General features: G+C 66.0%; 9 protein-coding genes. 3 read left to right on the top strand and 6 right to left on the bottom strand.

The genetic code is table 11. The features are described 5' to 3' along the window. The coding region (locus VF651_09470; GenBank protein HEX7965934.1) for a filamentous hemagglutinin N-terminal domain-containing protein at positions 1-4,242 on the bottom strand (4,242 nt) is incomplete at its 3' end. A gap of 206 nt (positions 4,243-4,448) precedes the next feature. Next, a complete protein-coding gene (locus VF651_09465) occupies positions 4,449-6,536 on the bottom strand; it encodes a ShlB/FhaC/HecB family hemolysin secretion/activation protein (protein ID HEX7965933.1) in 2,088 nt (695 codons plus the stop codon). Between the two features lie 329 nt (positions 6,537-6,865). On the opposite strand from VF651_09465, the gene VF651_09460 reads away from it, so the two are divergent. The 3 genes from VF651_09460 to VF651_09450 are packed head-to-tail and all read left to right on the top strand — an operon-like array spanning position 6,866 to position 12,542. Further along, positions 6,866-7,588, top strand: a complete 723-nt coding sequence (locus VF651_09460) for a protein phosphatase 2C domain-containing protein (protein ID HEX7965932.1) — start codon at positions 6,866-6,868, stop codon at positions 7,586-7,588. A 50-nt stretch (positions 7,589-7,638) separates the two neighbouring features. Next, on the top strand, positions 7,639-11,979 hold the full coding sequence (locus VF651_09455) for a protein kinase (protein ID HEX7965931.1): 4,341 nt from the start codon (positions 7,639-7,641) through the stop codon (positions 11,977-11,979). Continuing rightward, positions 11,976-12,542 (top strand): hypothetical protein, encoded by a 567-nt coding sequence (locus VF651_09450; GenBank protein ID HEX7965930.1) that lies wholly within the window; start codon positions 11,976-11,978, stop codon positions 12,540-12,542. Before VF651_09455 ends, VF651_09450 begins: the two co-directional genes overlap by 4 nt. A gap of 37 nt (positions 12,543-12,579) precedes the next feature. On the opposite strand, the gene VF651_09445 is transcribed toward VF651_09450, so the two are convergent. The 4 genes from VF651_09445 to pdxH all read right to left on the bottom strand — a co-directional run bounded on the left by VF651_09445 (position 12,580) and on the right by pdxH (position 16,061). Further along, entirely contained in the window at positions 12,580-13,473 is an 894-nt protein-coding gene (locus VF651_09445) for an adenylate/guanylate cyclase domain-containing protein (protein HEX7965929.1), read from the bottom strand. 92 nt (positions 13,474-13,565) lie between these two features. Beyond that, the gene (locus VF651_09440) at positions 13,566-14,432 is read right to left on the bottom strand and encodes a class I SAM-dependent methyltransferase (GenBank protein ID HEX7965928.1); all 867 of its coding nucleotides are present in this window, start codon (positions 14,430-14,432) and stop codon (positions 13,566-13,568) included. A 40-nt stretch (positions 14,433-14,472) separates the two neighbouring features. Then, positions 14,473-15,462, bottom strand: a complete 990-nt coding sequence (gene dusA, locus VF651_09435) for a tRNA dihydrouridine(20/20a) synthase DusA (protein HEX7965927.1) — start codon at positions 15,460-15,462, stop codon at positions 14,473-14,475. Then, positions 15,459-16,061, bottom strand: coding sequence for a pyridoxamine 5'-phosphate oxidase (gene pdxH / locus VF651_09430; protein HEX7965926.1), 603 nt, complete (start codon positions 16,059-16,061; stop codon positions 15,459-15,461). The genes dusA and pdxH overlap by 4 nt, the downstream gene beginning before the upstream one ends. Positions 16,062-16,089: the final 28 nt, after the last annotated feature.

Genomic DNA, 16,089 nt, shown 5'->3' with positions numbered 1-16,089 from the left:
CGACAGGATGAACGTCAACGCCGTGGTGTAGGCGCTGAGGTCCAGGGTGTCGTTGACACCGCCGCCGCCAGTGATGCTGCCGGTCAGGGTCACGCCGTCGCTGAACACGAAGCTGTCGCTGCCTGCACCGCCGTTGAGGTTCAGGGTGTTGTTGGCGGTGATATTGAAGGTATCGCTGCCGCCGCCTGAGGTCAGGTTCTGGAAGCCGCTGAAGGTGACGACGTTGCCGCTGCCGTTGTCAGTGTAAGTAGTGGATGCGCCCAAGGCCCAGGTGGCAGCACTGGACAGACCGGTCAGCGTATCGCTGCCGCTGCCGGCGGTGACCACGTCGATGTTGCTGAACGTGCCGGTAAGCGGGTTCGGCGTACCACTGGTAGTGCCGTTGAAACCGTCGGTGCCGCCGGCGGCGGTGAGGGTCACGCCCAGGTTGGTGGTGTAGCCGCTGAGGTTCAGGGTATCTGAGCCACCCTTGCCGTCGATGCTGCCGGTCAGCACCACCGCGTCGCCGAACACGAAGCTGTCGGTGCTGGAGCCGCCGTTGAGGTTAACGGTGGTGTTGGCATCGATGGTGAAGGTATTGCCACCGGCGCCGCCGGTCAGCGTATCCATGTTGCTGAAGGTGCCGGTGAGCGGATCCGTGCTGCCATTCACGTTGCCGGTGGACAGGATGAAGGTCAAAGCCGTGGTGTAGGCGCTGAGGTCCAGGGTGTCGGTGCCGCCCTGGCCGTCGATGCTGCCCGTCAGGGTCACGCCGTCGGCGAAGACGAAGCTGTCGTTGCCCAGACCGCCGTTCAGGTTGCGGGTCTGGGACGTGTTGACGTTGAAGGTGTCGTTCTGGGTACCGCCGGTCAGCGTCTCGAAGGCGCTGAAGGTCAGGGTGTTGCCGGTGGCGATATCCACGTAGGTGCGCGTGGCGTTCAGGTTCCAGTTGGCATTGGCATTGTTGCCGACGAGCACGTCGGCGGCACCACTGCCGGAGGTGATCACATCGATGTTGCTGAAGCTGCCGCCGCTGATGGGGTTCGGGGTGCCGGCGGTGGTGCCATTGAAGCCGTCGGTGGCACCGGTGCCGGTGAGGGTCACCGTCAGATTGGTGTTATAGGCGGAGAAATTCAGGGTGTCGGAGCCGCCACCGCCGTCGATGGAGGTCACAGCGACGCCGTTGCTGAACACGAAGGCATCCGCCGCGGAGCCGCCAGCTAAGTTCTCCACGCTGGTGAAGTTGGTGGTGGTTGCCGTGGTCAGGTTACCGGCGTTGTTGCCGGTGATGTTCCAGGTCAGGGCGCTGTTGGGGCCGTTGATGATGTCGGACCCGCCGCCGCCGTCGATGCCGGTGGCGCCCTGCACGAAGGCGCCGGCGGAGATGTTGAAGGTATCCACGGCGCTGCCGCCGGTGAGGTTCACGAACTTGGTGAAGCCCTCGCCGTTCAAAGTGCCGGCGTTGCCGCTGGTGATGTTCCAGGTATTGACGGTGTTGGGGGCGACCAGGGTGTCGTTGAGGTCGGTGCCGCCGTTCATGGAGATGGTGGTACCGGAGACCACGCCGCCCAGGGTCAGGCTCTCGACGCTGTTGTTGTTGGCGTCCACGTTGATGGTGGCGGTAGCGCCGGAAGTCACTGTGCTGGTGGTGGTGATGCTGGCGTTGGAGGCCAGCGTCACGTTGCCGGTGGCGGACACGGCGCCGAAGGTCAGGTTGCCGGTGGAAGCCAGGTTGATCACACCGCCCGTGGAGGTGGCGGTGACGGTGCCGACGGTATTGGCGAGGTCCAGGGCCTCAGCGCCGGTGCCGATGTTGGTGCTGGCGTTCAGCGAGATGCTGCCGGTGTTGGTGATGTTGGCAGTGGTGGCGCCCGCGGTGTTATCCGTGATGCTGCCGCTGTTGGCGGTCAGGGTCACGTTGCCCGTGCCGACGCTGATGCCGCCGTCCGCGATTTGGATACTCGACGTAGTGCCAGTATCCGTAACGCTGAGGGCCGTGGTAGTGCCCGTGATGCTCGACAAGGTCAGATTGCTGCCACCGTCCAAGATGGTGATGGTATTGGTCTGACCGGTGAACGTGTATGTATTGCCACCACTCGTCGGATCGAGCGAGAGATTTAAGGTCGTATAGGTTGAATCATTGGTAACCGATACGCCCGTAACCGCGGACAATGTCAGGTTAGAGACACCCGAAATGTCCATATCGTTGCCAGCGGGATTACCCACGCTGCCCGCAGACGTAAAGGTAACAGGACCGCTAGTGGTGATGATGTTTGCAACATCGCCACCATCGGTATTCGTGTCCAAGATTGATCCTGCAGAGGCAGTCAGATTGATGCTGCCAGAGGTCGTCAGAATATTTGCGGTAGCGGAGCTAGTCAGACTTATGCCTGTGGCACCTCCTGACGTGACATTGATGCTGCCCGAGGTCGTCTGAAGACTGCCGGTGATGGTGATATTGCCACCAGCATTGAGATTGATTGAACCCGATCCACTATTGGCAATCGTCGCACCGACGGAAATGGTGCTATTAGCAGTCAGCGTAAGAGAAGTATTCGCGCTCCACGACACGTTGTTCGACACCGTGATCGTGCCTGCGCTGCCGCCGGCCGATGCAGTAGTAATCTGCACATCAGCGGTACCCAACGCTGCTGTCAGCGTCGCGACATTAATTGAGCCGGTAGCACCGGAGCCGCTGAATACATTGGGATTGCCACCGCTGGCGCTCGTGCCGCTGTCGGTATTGTTGATCGTGATGTTGGTCGGATCGAGCAGCAGCAGGCCGATATCGCCATGGGAGGCGCGCAGGTCGGTGCGGCCCATGTAGTCGAGCCCATGCAGGCCGGAGACTTCCACGAAGCCGCCGTCGCCACCGTTCCTGCCGCCGCGTGAGCTGATGTTCCCGAAGTACTGGGTGTGGTCGTCGGACCAGATCACCACCTTGCCGCCGTTGCCGGAGTCGATGGCGTCGGCATCGATGCTGACATCCTGGCCGATGAAGGCCTGGGAGGCATTCTGGATGGCGGCATTGCCGCCGTGGTAGTCGCCGCCGACCATGACGGTGCCGCCGCCGGTGTAGCCGGAGGCATCCACGCTGGTGGAGCCGAACAGGCCCACCAGGTCGCCGAGGATGCGCACTTCGCCGCCGCTGCCCTGGCCGCCGCTCACGTCGATGCTGCCGCCGTCCAGCAGGGTCATGCCGTCGGAGTGCAGCTCCACGTAGCCGCCATCGCCGCGCTGGGAAGAGGCATCGATGCTGCCGCTGCTGACCACGTCGCCGCCCTGCCCGCTCAGCATCACGCTGCCGGAGTGCTCGACAGGCGCGGAATCACCGGAAGAATCACGGCCGTTGCCGGTGAAGTCTTCGCCGCCGAGGTCCGGACCGGCGAGGTACACGCCGCCGTTATGCTCCTGCACGCCGGTGGCCTCGATCACGCCGCTGTTGTTCACCGCCTGGGCGAATACGTTGCGCGCGACGCTGGCGGTCATGATGACCGCGCCGCCATCGGCCTGGATAGTGCCGGCGTTGGTCACGGCCGCGCCGCTCTCGGCGTCCAGCATCTTGTGCATGACGGGCTGGGTGACCTCGAAGGACATGAGGCCGTCGCCGTCGAAGTCCACCGTCACCGCATGGCCGGCGACGAGGTCCACCTGGCCGAGGTTGGCGGCGATGACGCCGTCGTTATAGACGCTGCCGCCGATGAGGGTGACGGAACCGCCCTGCGCCGCGATCAGCGTGCCATGGTTGATGACCGCGCCGCCGTCCTGCCCCGCGGGGGCGGAGAAGTCGAGCTTGCCGGCCATGAAGTCGGAGTTGGAGATGCCGAGGCTGCTGGCGAACAGCGCGCCGGTGTTCACGTAGGCGTCGCGGCTGAAATAGATGCCGTTCGGGTTGACCAGGAACACCTGGCCGTTGGAGATGAGGCTGCCGAAGATCTGGGTCGGGTTCTGGTCGAAGATCTGGTTCAGTGCGGCCGAGGAGGCGCTGGGCTGCACGAACTGGACCGTCTGGCCGCTGCCGATGTTGAAGCTGCTCCAGTTGACGACGAGGCTGTTGGACTTCTGATTGATGACCGTGACGTTCTGGCTGGGATGGCTGATGCTGCCGTGGCCCGCGACCACCTGACCACCGCGCGGGGTGGCTTGCGCCTGCATGACGGCGAACGCAAGGGTCGCGGTAAGCGCCCATGCCGCCGTGCGCGTGATGGCCTTGAACCCCTTGTCCCCAGCCCGTCTCGTGGGCATCCCATGCAGCTGCTTCATCGTCGCGCCTCGCCTATTCCATATATATAGGAACACCGGAACTCCACCGTGCCGCTCTTTAGGCGGCTTATGTCAATAAATTCTAGCAGCCGGGCGACATAACACCCCGCCGCCAGTCGGCGACCGACGGCCCCGCTCCGGCGCGGACCCCTCACCTTCCCTCCCGGCTAGACCCGCGCTGGGCGCGGGGCATTCCCGGAAGGGCCTTAGAAATTGAACGTCACGTCCAGCCAAGTCTGGGATGACTTGCTGATGGCGTTCGGGTTATTGGCCGCACCCGGGCGAGCGCCGCCGTTGAGGCGCGCCCACTGCAGGTTCGCGGTCATGGTGCCCGGGACGGTGAACGTCAAGCCCACGCCGCTGCCCGCCAGGTACTTGCGGTTTACCTTGTCGCTGGAATCGTTGTCGTAGCCGCGCGCGGCGTCCACGAACACGCGGAAGCGCAGCATCTGGCCCCAGGTGTAGCTGCCGAAGGCATGCTTGTCCGCGAAGCCCGGTGCACTGACGCTGTACTCGAGGGAGCTGAAGATGCCGTTGTCCACCAGGAACTGGGAGGTGGGCGCGGCGCGCACGTTGTCCGGGCCGCCCATCACGAACTGCTCGAGGGACGACAGGAGGTCCTTGGAGTACTGACCGCTGAAGCGGAACAGGAGACCCTGCGTGTTGGGCAGGTTCTTGTACAACTGGTAGTTCAGCGAGACCTTGTTGAAGCTCGGCACGTTGGGCAGGCCGCTCGCGCCCTTACGGCTCCGAGGAGGGATCGACTTGCCGGATTGGTCGATGACAAACGAATCGTTCGGCACACCCAGCTGACCATCCAGGCCATGCTCCAGGCGCGCCGTGACGGTCGAAATGGTGTTGGTGCCGGTATTGATAGAGTCATAGCTGAGTTGGGCGCCCAGCACTGCAAGGTCATCGCGGGCGGTGACATCACCGAATGACCCAATCGTGACGAGGCTGTTGGTGGTGTCTGCGCGCTTGCGGCTCAGATCCACCGTGCCGATCAGGTTGCTGGTGCGCGAGCGGAAGAAGTCGTGCTCCTCCGAGAGTGTCGCGATCTTGGATATGCCGCCGATGCCGGGGACATTGCCGACGCTGAAGTTGTTGCGGCTGATGTCCGCCGCCCACTTGTTGTAGGCGTCGTACACCGGGCGCTCGTAGCGCAAGTCGCCGTAGGTCGAGCTGCCCTTCGGGTTGGTCTTGGCGGCGGCTCCGGTGCCGGTGGTGGTGGCGCTGCCGCCGAAGGTCTTCAACGCGGCGATGGAGAGCAGGTCCGCGTCGCCGGTGATGTCGTTGACGTTGAGGGTCGCGATGGCGCGGTCGCGTCCCGTGAACTCGGTTCCGGAGTTGTCGAGGCGGAAGCTGCCGTCGAAGCGGCGCTCGTTCTGCACGTTCACCACGATGTCGGTGGTGCCGACCTCGTCGCCGGGGCGGAACACGCCGGCGGCGGACAGGCCCGGATACTTGGTGAGCGTGAGCAGCGCGTTCTCGGTGCGGTCGATGGTGACGAGCTCGCCGAGCAGCGGCTTGAAGGGCTTCGCCAGCGTCTCCTCGGAGTACTGCTTGTTGCCCGCGGTCTGCACCTTCTCGAGGCGGCCCTCGAGCACGCGGATGTTGACCACGCCGTCCTTGATCTCCTGCGCCGGGATCACCGCGCGCGCGAGGAAGTAGCCCTTGTCGTGGTAGTACTGGGTGACGGCGTCGGCGACCTTCTGCAGCTGGCCGATGGTGAGGCCCTGCAGGCGCTGCAGGCGCTCCAGCATGAGCTGCTGGATGAAGGCCTGGTACGCCTTCTGCTGATCATCGGGCGACTGGGTCTTCACCGCACCCTGCATGAACTTGATGATCTTGTCCTGCTCCTCGGGCGTGAAGCCTTCCGGCCCCTGCTGCTCGAGGTTCTGCTTGGTGAGGCGCTGCTGCTCGACGATCTGCTGCAGCGAGGCGAACACCTGATCCACGGCTGCCTGGATGTCCTCGGGGCTGATGCCGGCCTTGCGGTCACCCACCACGCCGGTGATGACGAAGCGCTTCACGAACACGCGCTCGCCTTCTTCGGCACCGAGCGGGCGCTCGTACACGGGCGGCACGGAAAGATCGAGGTTGGTCTCGGGGATCGGGATGGTCGGCGGCGGCATCACCGGCTGCGCGCCACCCGGCTGCGCGGCGGCCGGAAGCGGCGGCGGCAACGGGGGCGGCAGCGGCGGCGGCGCGGCTTGCGCGATGAACGTTGCGGTGACACCGGCGACGACGGAACAGAACCGAATACGGGTCCGCGCTGACTGCTTGGCCTGCATCATAAGCCCTTAATTTTTTGCACGTTGTTCCCCTTGGACGCGCAGCGGCGGGTGCACATCCAGCCCTCTTAAAACCCGGGCTGTCATGACCCTATTCCGACAGACCGCCCCGGCCCACAAGATAGCGTCTCAGTAGGGGGTTTGCAACATATGTAATATGGTCTTATTGCGTTGTTACTTGGCCTTTAAAAAGGTCGCTCTCGGCACGCTACACTGCGACCGGGACAGGGCCGAATCAGTTATGTAACATGTGTTTCCAGCGGCTTCCGGACGGGGTTCCGGAGGCGGTTTCAGGCCTGCCAGGGGAACCCGCAGAGGGGCGGAAAAGCATGAGCGAATCCCGATCCATCCAGTGGAATTCACGTGCCATCAGCCACGTCGGCGCGGTGCGCAAGAACAACGAGGATTCCTACCTGCACCGCCCCGACCTCGGCGTGTGGGTGGTGGCCGACGGCATGGGCGGCCACGCCGCCGGCGACGTCGCGAGCCAGACCGTGGTCGAGTGCATGACCCAGATGCCCGGGAACGGCAGCCTGAGCGCGATGGTCGACACCGCCGAGGACAAGCTGCTGGAAGCCAACCGCCGGCTGCTCGCGCTCGCCGTGAACCAGCACCAGCGCACCATCGGCAGCACCGCCGTCGCCCTGCTCGCCCGCGGCCGCCATGCCGCGTGCCTATGGGCCGGCGACAGCCGTGTGTACCGGGTCCGCGGCAAGAAAGTGGAACGGCTCACCCAGGACCATGCCATGGTGGAGGATCTCGTCTCGAGCGGGCTCATGTCCCGTGACGAGGCTGTGAGCCACCCGCAGGCGAACCGCATCACCCGCGCCGTCGGCGCCATGCCGGGGCTGTTCGTGGACGTGGAACTCTTCAGCATCGAACCCAACGACATCTACGTGCTGTGCAGCGACGGCCTGTACAAGGAACTCAGCGACGCCGAGATCGGCAAGACGCTGGGCGGCAACGAGCAGGCGGTGGACCAGCTCATCAACCTCGCGCTGGAACGCCGCGCTCGCGACAACGTGACCGCGATCGCCGTCCGGTTCACCTAAGTTTTCATCCGCGGATCCCAGGGGAGCCGCGAAGCCTCGGGAGAAGGTCAGTGACTGATTTCGAAAAGCTGCTCAACGACGTGATCAAGGGGAAAGGCAACCTGGCGCCGTTGCGCGCCTGGCTGGACAAGCACCTCTCGAAACCCGGTTTCGACCAGAACGTGCTGCTCGCCACCCTCGACAAGGCGCAGGCTGCCGGTCTCACCGAACCGGTGGTGCGCGCGATCCGCACCCACATCGAATCCGCGGCGCCGGCGGCGCCCGCCGAGTTCCCGTTCGAGCTCGAAGAGGTGCCGGCCAAGACCGTGAAGGCCGAGAAGACGCAGATCCAGGCGAAGGCCGGCGAGAAGACCGTGCTCACCGGCGAGAAGACCCGTCCCGCCACCGACCGCACCATGACCGCGCCGGACGGCGACCGCACCATGGTGCAGGCGCCCGCCGGCGAGGATCCGAACATGACGGTGCGCTCCGACACGGGCCAGGGCCGCACCGTGATCTCACGCGGCGGCGGCAACGAGGATGCCACCCAGCGCAGCGGAAGCAAGACCCAGATCACCGGCGGCAACGAGTCGGACCCCTTCGCGATGGACTCCCACCCGACCGCCGGCCGCAGCGGCCAGCCGACCACCGGCACCAGCTGGCGCACCAGCAGCGGCCTCAAGGCCAGCGGCGGCGGCGACAACCTGGGACCGGGCTCGGTGCTCAAGGAGCGCTTCGAGCTGATGGACGTGCTCGGCGAAGGCGGCATGGGCAAGGTGTACAAGGCGCGCGACCTGCTCAAGGTCGAGGCCAAGGACAAGAACCCCTACATCGCGGTCAAGACCCTGACCGGCGACTTCAAGCAGCACCCCGAGTCCTTCATCGCGCTGCAGCGCGAGTCGAGCAAGGCGCAGCGCCTCGCGCACCCCAACATCGCCACGGTGTACGACTTCGACCGCGACGGCGGCACCGTGTACATGACCATGGAGATGATGGAGGGCGACGAGCTCGCCAAGTACATCAAGCATCTCCCCGCCGGCGGCCTGCCGGTGCCGGAAGCCATGCACATCATCAAGCAGCTGTGCGACGGCCTCGCCTACGCACACTCGAAGCAGCTGGTGCACTCCGACTTCAAGCCCGGCAACGCCTTCCTCACCAAGGACGGCACGGTGAAGCTGCTGGACTTCGGCATCGCCCGCGCCTCCAAGACCCGCAAGGACACCCAGGGCGAGACCACGGTGTTCGACCCGGGCCAGCTCGGCGCGCTGACTCCCGCCTACGCCACCGTCGAGATGTTCGAGGGCATCGATCCGGATCCGCGCGACGACATCTACGCTCTCGCCGCGGTCGCCTACGAGCTGCTCACGGGCAAGCATCCCTTCAACAAGCTCTCCGCGCCCAAGGTGCTGGAGAAGGGGCTGAAGCCCGCGCCGGTCGCGAAACTCACCAGCCGCCAGAACAAGGCGCTGTTCAAGGCGCTGGCACTGCGGCGTGACGACCGCACGCTCACGGTGGAGGAGTTCTGGGACAACCTGCGCCCGCGCAAGAGCCGCACCAAGCAGTTCGTCGCCGGCGGCATCGCCGCAACCATCATCCTGGTGGCGGCGGTCTACTACCCGATCGTCAACTACGTGCATGCGCGCCGCAACAGCCAGCTGGTGGCGCAGATCGAGTCCGGCAACGTCGACATCCCCGCCATCCTCAAGGTGGTGGGCACCTACGACAAGGACTCGCAGCGCGCGATCCTGGACAACGCCAAGGACAAGATCATCAAGTACTTCGAGGCGCAGGCGGAAGCCGACGTTGCGGAGGCCAAAGGCCAGTACAACTACGCCGCGGCACTCGACATCGTGGCGCAGGCGAACGTCTACTACCCCGACTCCGCGGAACTCGGCAACTTCAAGCAGAACCTGACCGACCGCAAGAGCGCGCTGATCAACCAGCTCACCACCGGCTTCAACAACATGATGGTCGGCGGCAAACTCATGCCGAGCAACGGCGATGACGTCACCGACGTGGTGAAGGTGCTGCGCGTGGCCGACCCCACCAGCATCATGCTCAAGGACGCGCGCCTCACCAACCGCTACGCCCAGATGGTGCAGCAGGCAGTCAACGAGAAGGACTGGGCCGGCGCCAACGACATGCTGAAGGTGGCGCTGGACTACTCCTCCAGCGACGCGCAGCTGCTGGACTTGAGCGACACGGTCAAGCGCGAGCTCAAGCATCAACAGGACGCCCAGCTCATCGCGCAGCTGCAGGGCAGGCTGCGTGACGCGGCACCCAACCTCAAGACCCTCGGGGACTTCGAGAAGATCCGCGACGACATGAACAAGCTGCACAACCTCAACCCGGGCGACGCGACGCTGCAGCGCATGAACGACCCGCTGAAGGCGGCGCTGGCCACCGCGCTCGCCACCGCCTCGGCGCAGAAGCGCTGGGACGACGCCGAGAAGACGCTCTACACCTATTCGCACCTCTTGGCGCTGCCTGACCTCCTGGCGCAGCGGCAGAGCCTGAGCCAGGCCGAGGTGGCGGGCGGTTACGTGCCGGCCGACCTGCAGGCGCGCCTCGCGCAGGTGAAACAGCACCGTGACCTGATGCAGAACCTGCTCAACGGCGCCAAGTACGACAGCGACTGGGACCGGCAGGTGCTCAACGCCTTCCAGGAGACCACCGCGCTGCTGCAGCCGAACGACATGAGCTGGTACCAGGAGCTGCGCGACAACGTGGCCAAGAGCTACGTGAAGGTGATGCAGCAGATGATCCAGCAGAACCGCTTCGACGCGGCCGACACCCTGCTCGCCAACGGCCAGGTGTACTCGCCGCAGCTGCCGGACTTCACACCGGCACAGCAGTCGCTGGCGCAGGCGCGCGATGCCTTCGAGAAGGCGCGCGTGGAACGGCTGCGCGTGGCGCAGATCGACGCCTCGAAGAACCAGTTCCAGGCGCAGTTGAACGCCGGCCAGATGGACGCCGCGAAGCAGACCTACGCTTCGCTGCAGTCGCAGCTGCCGACGAACGACGCGTTCTTCACCGACACCGCGCCCAAGGCCTACGCGCTCGCCTACCTGAACCTGGCGCGCGGCCGCGCGGCCAGCAACGACTTCCGCGGCGCCCTGCAGCTGGTCAAGACCGGCCTGCAGTACGCTCCGCTGGACGACCTCAAGAAGGCGCAGGGCGACTACACGGCGCAGGCCTCGAAGGGCGACCTGTTCGCCATGGTGGACAACCTGCAGGCCTCCGGCATGGGCGACCTGCGCACCAAGCTCGCGGACGTGCAGAAGCAGTTCCCCAAGGAGTCGGCGACCATCTCCGACACGCTGGTGAAGCGCCTGGCGCAGCACATCGACGGCCTCAAGGACACGGACGCGGGCCTCGCCTATGACCTGTGGACCGCGGCCCGCAGCGCGTTCCCTGACAGCGCCACGATCCAGGGCCTGAAGATCTCGCCGCCGGCGCGGCCTTCCAAGTTCGCGGGCCTCGGCCGCGATGCCATGAAGTCGAACCTGCTGAGCAAGGCCCAGGACTACTACAGCCAGGGCCAGCAGCAGGAAGCGGGCAACCAGGACCTGGTGCAGTTCGGCCAGAGCCTGCAGAAGGCCCAGGCCGACGCGAACCAGTACTTCGTGGCCTACCAGCAGTACATGCAGGCCGGCCAGACCGCGCAGGCGCAGCAGTATCTGGCGGAAGCAATCCGCCGCTGGTCAGACAACGCGAGCTGGCTCAACGAGAACAAGAAGTTCAGCACCGTGCAGCAGCCGGCACGCAGCGCCAACGGCAGCAAGCCCTGCAGCGCCGACCTCGCCGGCTACGGCAAGTCGGGCCGCGCCGAATGCTTCGACATGCTAGACGGCGGCGTGCGCGGCCCCACCCTGGTGGTGGTGCCGGCGGGCGGCGGCCAGAGTGCGCCGTTCGCGATCGGCAAGTACGAGGTGTCGGTGGGCGACCTCAATGCCTTCTGCAAGGGCGGCGGCGGCTGCCAGCCTTCGGGCGACGGCGCCGACATGCCGGCCACCAACCTCTCCTTCGCCACCGCCAAAGCCTACGTGGCCTGGCTGTCGCAGAAGAGCGGCATGCGCTACTTCATCCCGACCCAGGAGCAGTGGCAATACGCCGCCAGCACCGGCGGCAGCGACGCGAACCGCGACTTCAACTGCCACGTGACGCTGGGCGAACAGGTCATCAAGGGCCTGTCGCTGGTCTCCATCAGCACCGGCAAGGCCAACTCGTGGGGCCTCATGAACTACGTGGGCAACGTGCAGGAGTTCGTGGCCGCCGGCGGCGGCGCCGCAGCCATGGGCGGCGACTACCAGGATCCCCTGGCGCAGTGCACCACCAGCCTCAGCCGCGCGAGCAGCGGCGCGGCTGACCCGCTCACGGGCTTCCGCGTGGCGCGGGACATCAACCCGTGAAGTCCTCGCAGATCCGCGACCTCGCGCGCCGCTACGCGACGGGCAAGCTGAGCCAGGAGAGCTACCGCAGCCAGCGGCGGTCGCTTATCGACTCGGTCACCGGCGGGCAGGTGCAGCTCAGCTACCGCGAGAACGAGCGCGCCGCCGCACGCCCCCGCTTCAACACCAAGCTGCTCGGGATCACCGCGGTGGTGCTGATCATGGCGGGCATCGGCACGGTGCTGCTGATCAAGCGCTCGAACCATGCCGCCTCAGCTGCAGGGGCCGCCCCGGCCCAGGCACCGTCAGTGCCAGCACTGCCGCCGGACCCCGGCCCGGAACTGGTGCGCACCTTCATGGAAGCGAACGACTGGACCGACGGCAGCCTGCAGAACTTCACGCGGCACTGGGCCACCCTGGGCGCTGACGGCCAGACCCAGGCGCGCGAGAGCCTGATGTACCCGCGCCTCGTGAGCGCGGTGCGCCAGCAGATGGATTCGGAGAAGGCGGTGGCAGGGCCTGCGAGCCCGCACCTCATGGAACTGCAGAAGGTGGCAAAGAGCCTCGGCATCCCCACGTCCTGACCGGCCCCAAGCCGGTCGCACGCGAAGAAACCCCGGCCTAGTCCTCGCTCTGGAACGAGATCGCGTCCGGCGATTCCGGAGCGAGGCGCTGCCCCAGCCCGATGATGCCGCTGCCCTTGATGGGATAGTTGTCGCGGCGCACGAACAGCTCCTCGCCGGAGCTGGTGCGCACGTAGGTGCCGTTGATGCTCTGGTCCACCAGCACGAAGTTGCCCTTGCGCAGCTCGATGCGGGCGTGCATGCGGGAGATCAGGGTGTTCTTGACCACGAGGTCGTTCTCGTCGGCGCGGCCCATGACCACGGACGAGTGCAGATCGTTCACCTCGACCGACTGGTCGCGGTAGCGCAGCGTCAGCCTGGCTTTCTTGGTGGTCTCCGCGGTGGGCTTGAAGGAGGTGGACATGCGCGTCACGTCCTCGCGCTGCCACAGGAGCTCGATCATGTCGATCTCGTCCTTCTTGCCCTTCACCGCCGCGCGGTCGATCTGGCGGGTGGAGGCCTTCCAGATGTCCGAAAGCTTGTCCATGGTGGCGGAGGTGGTGAGGGTCTGGCCGGGCTTGGCCTGCCCCGCCATGCGCGCCGCGGTGTTGACCGCGTCGCCGTAGACGTCACCGTCGGCCTCGACGATCACCGGGCCGAAGTGGAAGCCGACGCGGATAGCGATGCTCTTGCCCTGCACCACGAGACCCGCCGAGATGCGCTCCTGCATGCCGCTGGCGGCGTCGGCGGCGGCGTTCGGGTCGTCGAACACCGACATCACCTCGTCGCCGATGGTCTTCACCACCCGGCCGGACTGGCGCTTGGTCTCCTCGTCCATGATGGACACGCACTTCGCCACGGTGTCCCGCGCGATGGCATCGCCCATCGTCTCGTACAGCTTGGTGCTGCCGCAGACGTCGGCGAACAGGATGGTGAGTTTGGTTTCCTTCATAGCCTGAGCAAGCCCCTGCGGGCCTTGGGTCCCCCCCCTTCGGTGGGCTCAATTTACCAATATATGAGGTCCCGGGCCAGCCCAAAGACCGGTCATTTCTCCGCCACTATATAGGCTATCCAGGACGGGTCCGGGTCGCCGTGTTCCACCGGCGTGAACTCATCGCTGCCTTCCCCGGTCTTGGGGTCGGTCCCCTGCCAGTAGACCTGGACTCGGCCGAAGCCTGCCTCGGCCAGGATCTCCCGTATCTCGGGCAGGGTCCACAGGCGCCAGTAATAGCTGAAAGCCTTGTTGAGGCGCGACCCGTCCGGGAAGGCGTAGTGGATGTGGCAGGTGAAGTCCCCCGTGACGGGGTCATAGGCGGCCTGGTCCCATATATAGGTGAACCGGCCCATCTCCTCCCGCTCCTTCAATACCCGGCAGGCGTCATAGCCGCCGAAGGCATCCAGCATGAAGATGCCGTCGCCCTTGAGGCCCGCGCGCACGTTCTGGAAGTAGCGCTTGAGGGTCTTGCGGTCGCGGAAGATCCAGTAGCTGAAGTTGAAGGCCGCCACGATGTCCACGGCGGCGGGGCGGGTGGTGAGCACGTCCTCCTGCAGGAGCTTCAAGCGGGCCGTCTCGGAGGGCTTGAGGCGGGAGACGTTGTGCTCGCGGCCCCAGTCCAGCACGGTGGAGTCGAGGTCGATGCCCACCGCCTCCCGGTCCCGCGCGCTCTGGACCCAGGCACAGGCGAACAGCGCGCTGGCGCAGAAGTCCTCCCGCAGGCGCTTGGGGATGCGGCCGCGGATGGACTTGTAGGTATCGGACATGAAGCCGATCTCCCAATCCGCGTCCTGCACCGAGCGCTGGTAGAGCGCATAGCGGTCCGCCCGCTCGGCGAGCGTCGGCTTGCGGGTCTTGGGGTTGTTGCGGCGTCGGACGGGAGCCTTGGATAACATCAGCCTGGGCTTCTTCTTCATGGGGAGAGGACGTAACGCGGGACCATTCTACCTCATCCGTTCAGGCGGCGGCCTTGAGCGAGGCGAGTGCGTCATTTAACACGGTGAGTCCGGCACCGGCGCGGTGCCCCTCTTCGCTCAAAGCACGGCGCCACTGGCGCGCGCCGGCGCAACCGTGGAACAGGCCCAGGGCATGGCGGGTCATGCGCTGCAGCGGCACGCCTTCCTGCAACTGCGCCGCGATATACGGCAGCCAGGCGTTCAGGACCTCGGTGCGGGATGGCACTGCCGCCGCGGGATCGAAGAAGCGGCGGTCCACGTCGGCGAAGAGGTAGGGGTTGCTCACCGCCTCGCGTCCCACCATCACGCCATCGAAGGCGCCCAAGTGCCGTTCCATGGCGTCCAGGGTCTGCACGCCGCCGTTCACCACTACGGTGAGGGCCGGGAAATCGCGCTTGAGCCGCTCCGCCACGTCATAGCGCAGCGGCGGGATCTCGCGGTTCTCCTTGGGGGAGAGCCCCTTCAGCCAGGCCTTGCGGGCATGGATGATGAAGACTCGGCAGCCGCCCTCCGCCACCACGCCGACGAAGTCCGCGAGCTCCTCGTAGCTGTCGCGCTGGTCGACCCCGATGCGGGTCTTGACCGTCACCGGCAGCGGGCTCGCGGCCGCCATGGCCGTGACGCACTCCTTCACCAGGCCGGGCTCGTTCATGAGGCAGGCGCCGAAGCGGCCCTGCTGCACCCGGTCGCTCGGACAGCCGGCGTTGAGGTTGACCTCGTCATAGCCGTAGTCCGCAGCGAGGCGCGCGCACGCGGCAAGGGCATCCGGCTCGCTGCCGCCGAGCTGCAGCGCCAGCGGGTGCTCCGCCGGGTGGAATTCCAGGAAGCGGCGCGGGTCGCCGTGCAGCAGCGCGCCGGTGGTGAGCATCTCGGTGTAGAGCCGGGTGTGGCGGCTCATGAGGCGGATGAAATAGCGGAAGTGGCGGTCCGTGTAATCCATCATGGGCGCCACGCACACCCGGTGCGTGGCCGGACGCAGCGCGGTGCTCACGGATACATCCAGGTGTGGCGCCAACCGGAATCGCCGAGCAGGTAGCGTTCGCGCTCGTGCAGCCGGCCTTCGCGGGAGGACCAGAACTCCATGAGGTTCGGCACCACCCGGAAACCCGACCAGTGGGGCGGGCGCGGCACCGGCTTGCCCTCGAACTTCCGTTCGTACTCGGCGTAGTTGCGGTGCAGGGTGTCCTTGTCCGGCATCTCCTCGGACTGCTGCGAGGCCCAGGCGCCCACCTGGCTGATGCGCTTGCGGGTGGCCCAGTAGGCATCCGCCTCCGCCTCGCTGACGTCCTCGGCCTCGCCCTCGATGCGCACCTGGGCCATGAGCGGCTGCCAGTGGAAGCACAGGGCGGCGCGCGGCTCGCCCATGAGCTGGCGGCCCTTGTGGCTCTGCTTGTTGGTGTAGAACACGAAGCCCTGGGCATCGAAGCCCTTGAGCAGCACGATGCGCACCGAGGGCCGGCCGTCCGGCGCTACGGTGGCGAGGCTCATGGCGGTGGGCTCGAGGATGCCCGGATCCGCCTTGGCCTGCTCCAGCAGGGCGCCGAAGCGACGGAGCGCCTCGGCGTAGAGCTTGTCGGTAGCTAGCTGCATGGCCCTATCTTAACCCCGCAGCGCAGCA

It is taken from the genome of Gammaproteobacteria bacterium (genome assembly GCA_036383255.1).
In the GTDB taxonomy this organism is placed as follows: Bacteria; Pseudomonadota; Gammaproteobacteria; order Natronospirales; family REEB76; genus DASUBN01.
This window is presented reverse-complemented; position numbering and strand designations above follow the sequence as displayed.

Coding starts and splice junctions, on each gene's coding strand:
- pdxH (HEX7965926.1), bottom strand. CDS start 16,061: ATGCAGCTAGCTACCGACAAGCTCTACGCCGAGGCGCTCCGTCGCTTC.
- VF651_09445 (HEX7965929.1), bottom strand. CDS start 13,473: ATGAAGGAAACCAAACTCACCATCCTGTTCGCCGACGTCTGCGGCAGC.
- VF651_09460 (HEX7965932.1), top strand. CDS start 6,866: ATGAGCGAATCCCGATCCATCCAGTGGAATTCACGTGCCATCAGCCAC.
- VF651_09440 (HEX7965928.1), bottom strand. CDS start 14,432: ATGAAGAAGAAGCCCAGGCTGATGTTATCCAAGGCTCCCGTCCGACGC.
- VF651_09465 (HEX7965933.1), bottom strand. CDS start 6,536: ATGCAGGCCAAGCAGTCAGCGCGGACCCGTATTCGGTTCTGTTCCGTC.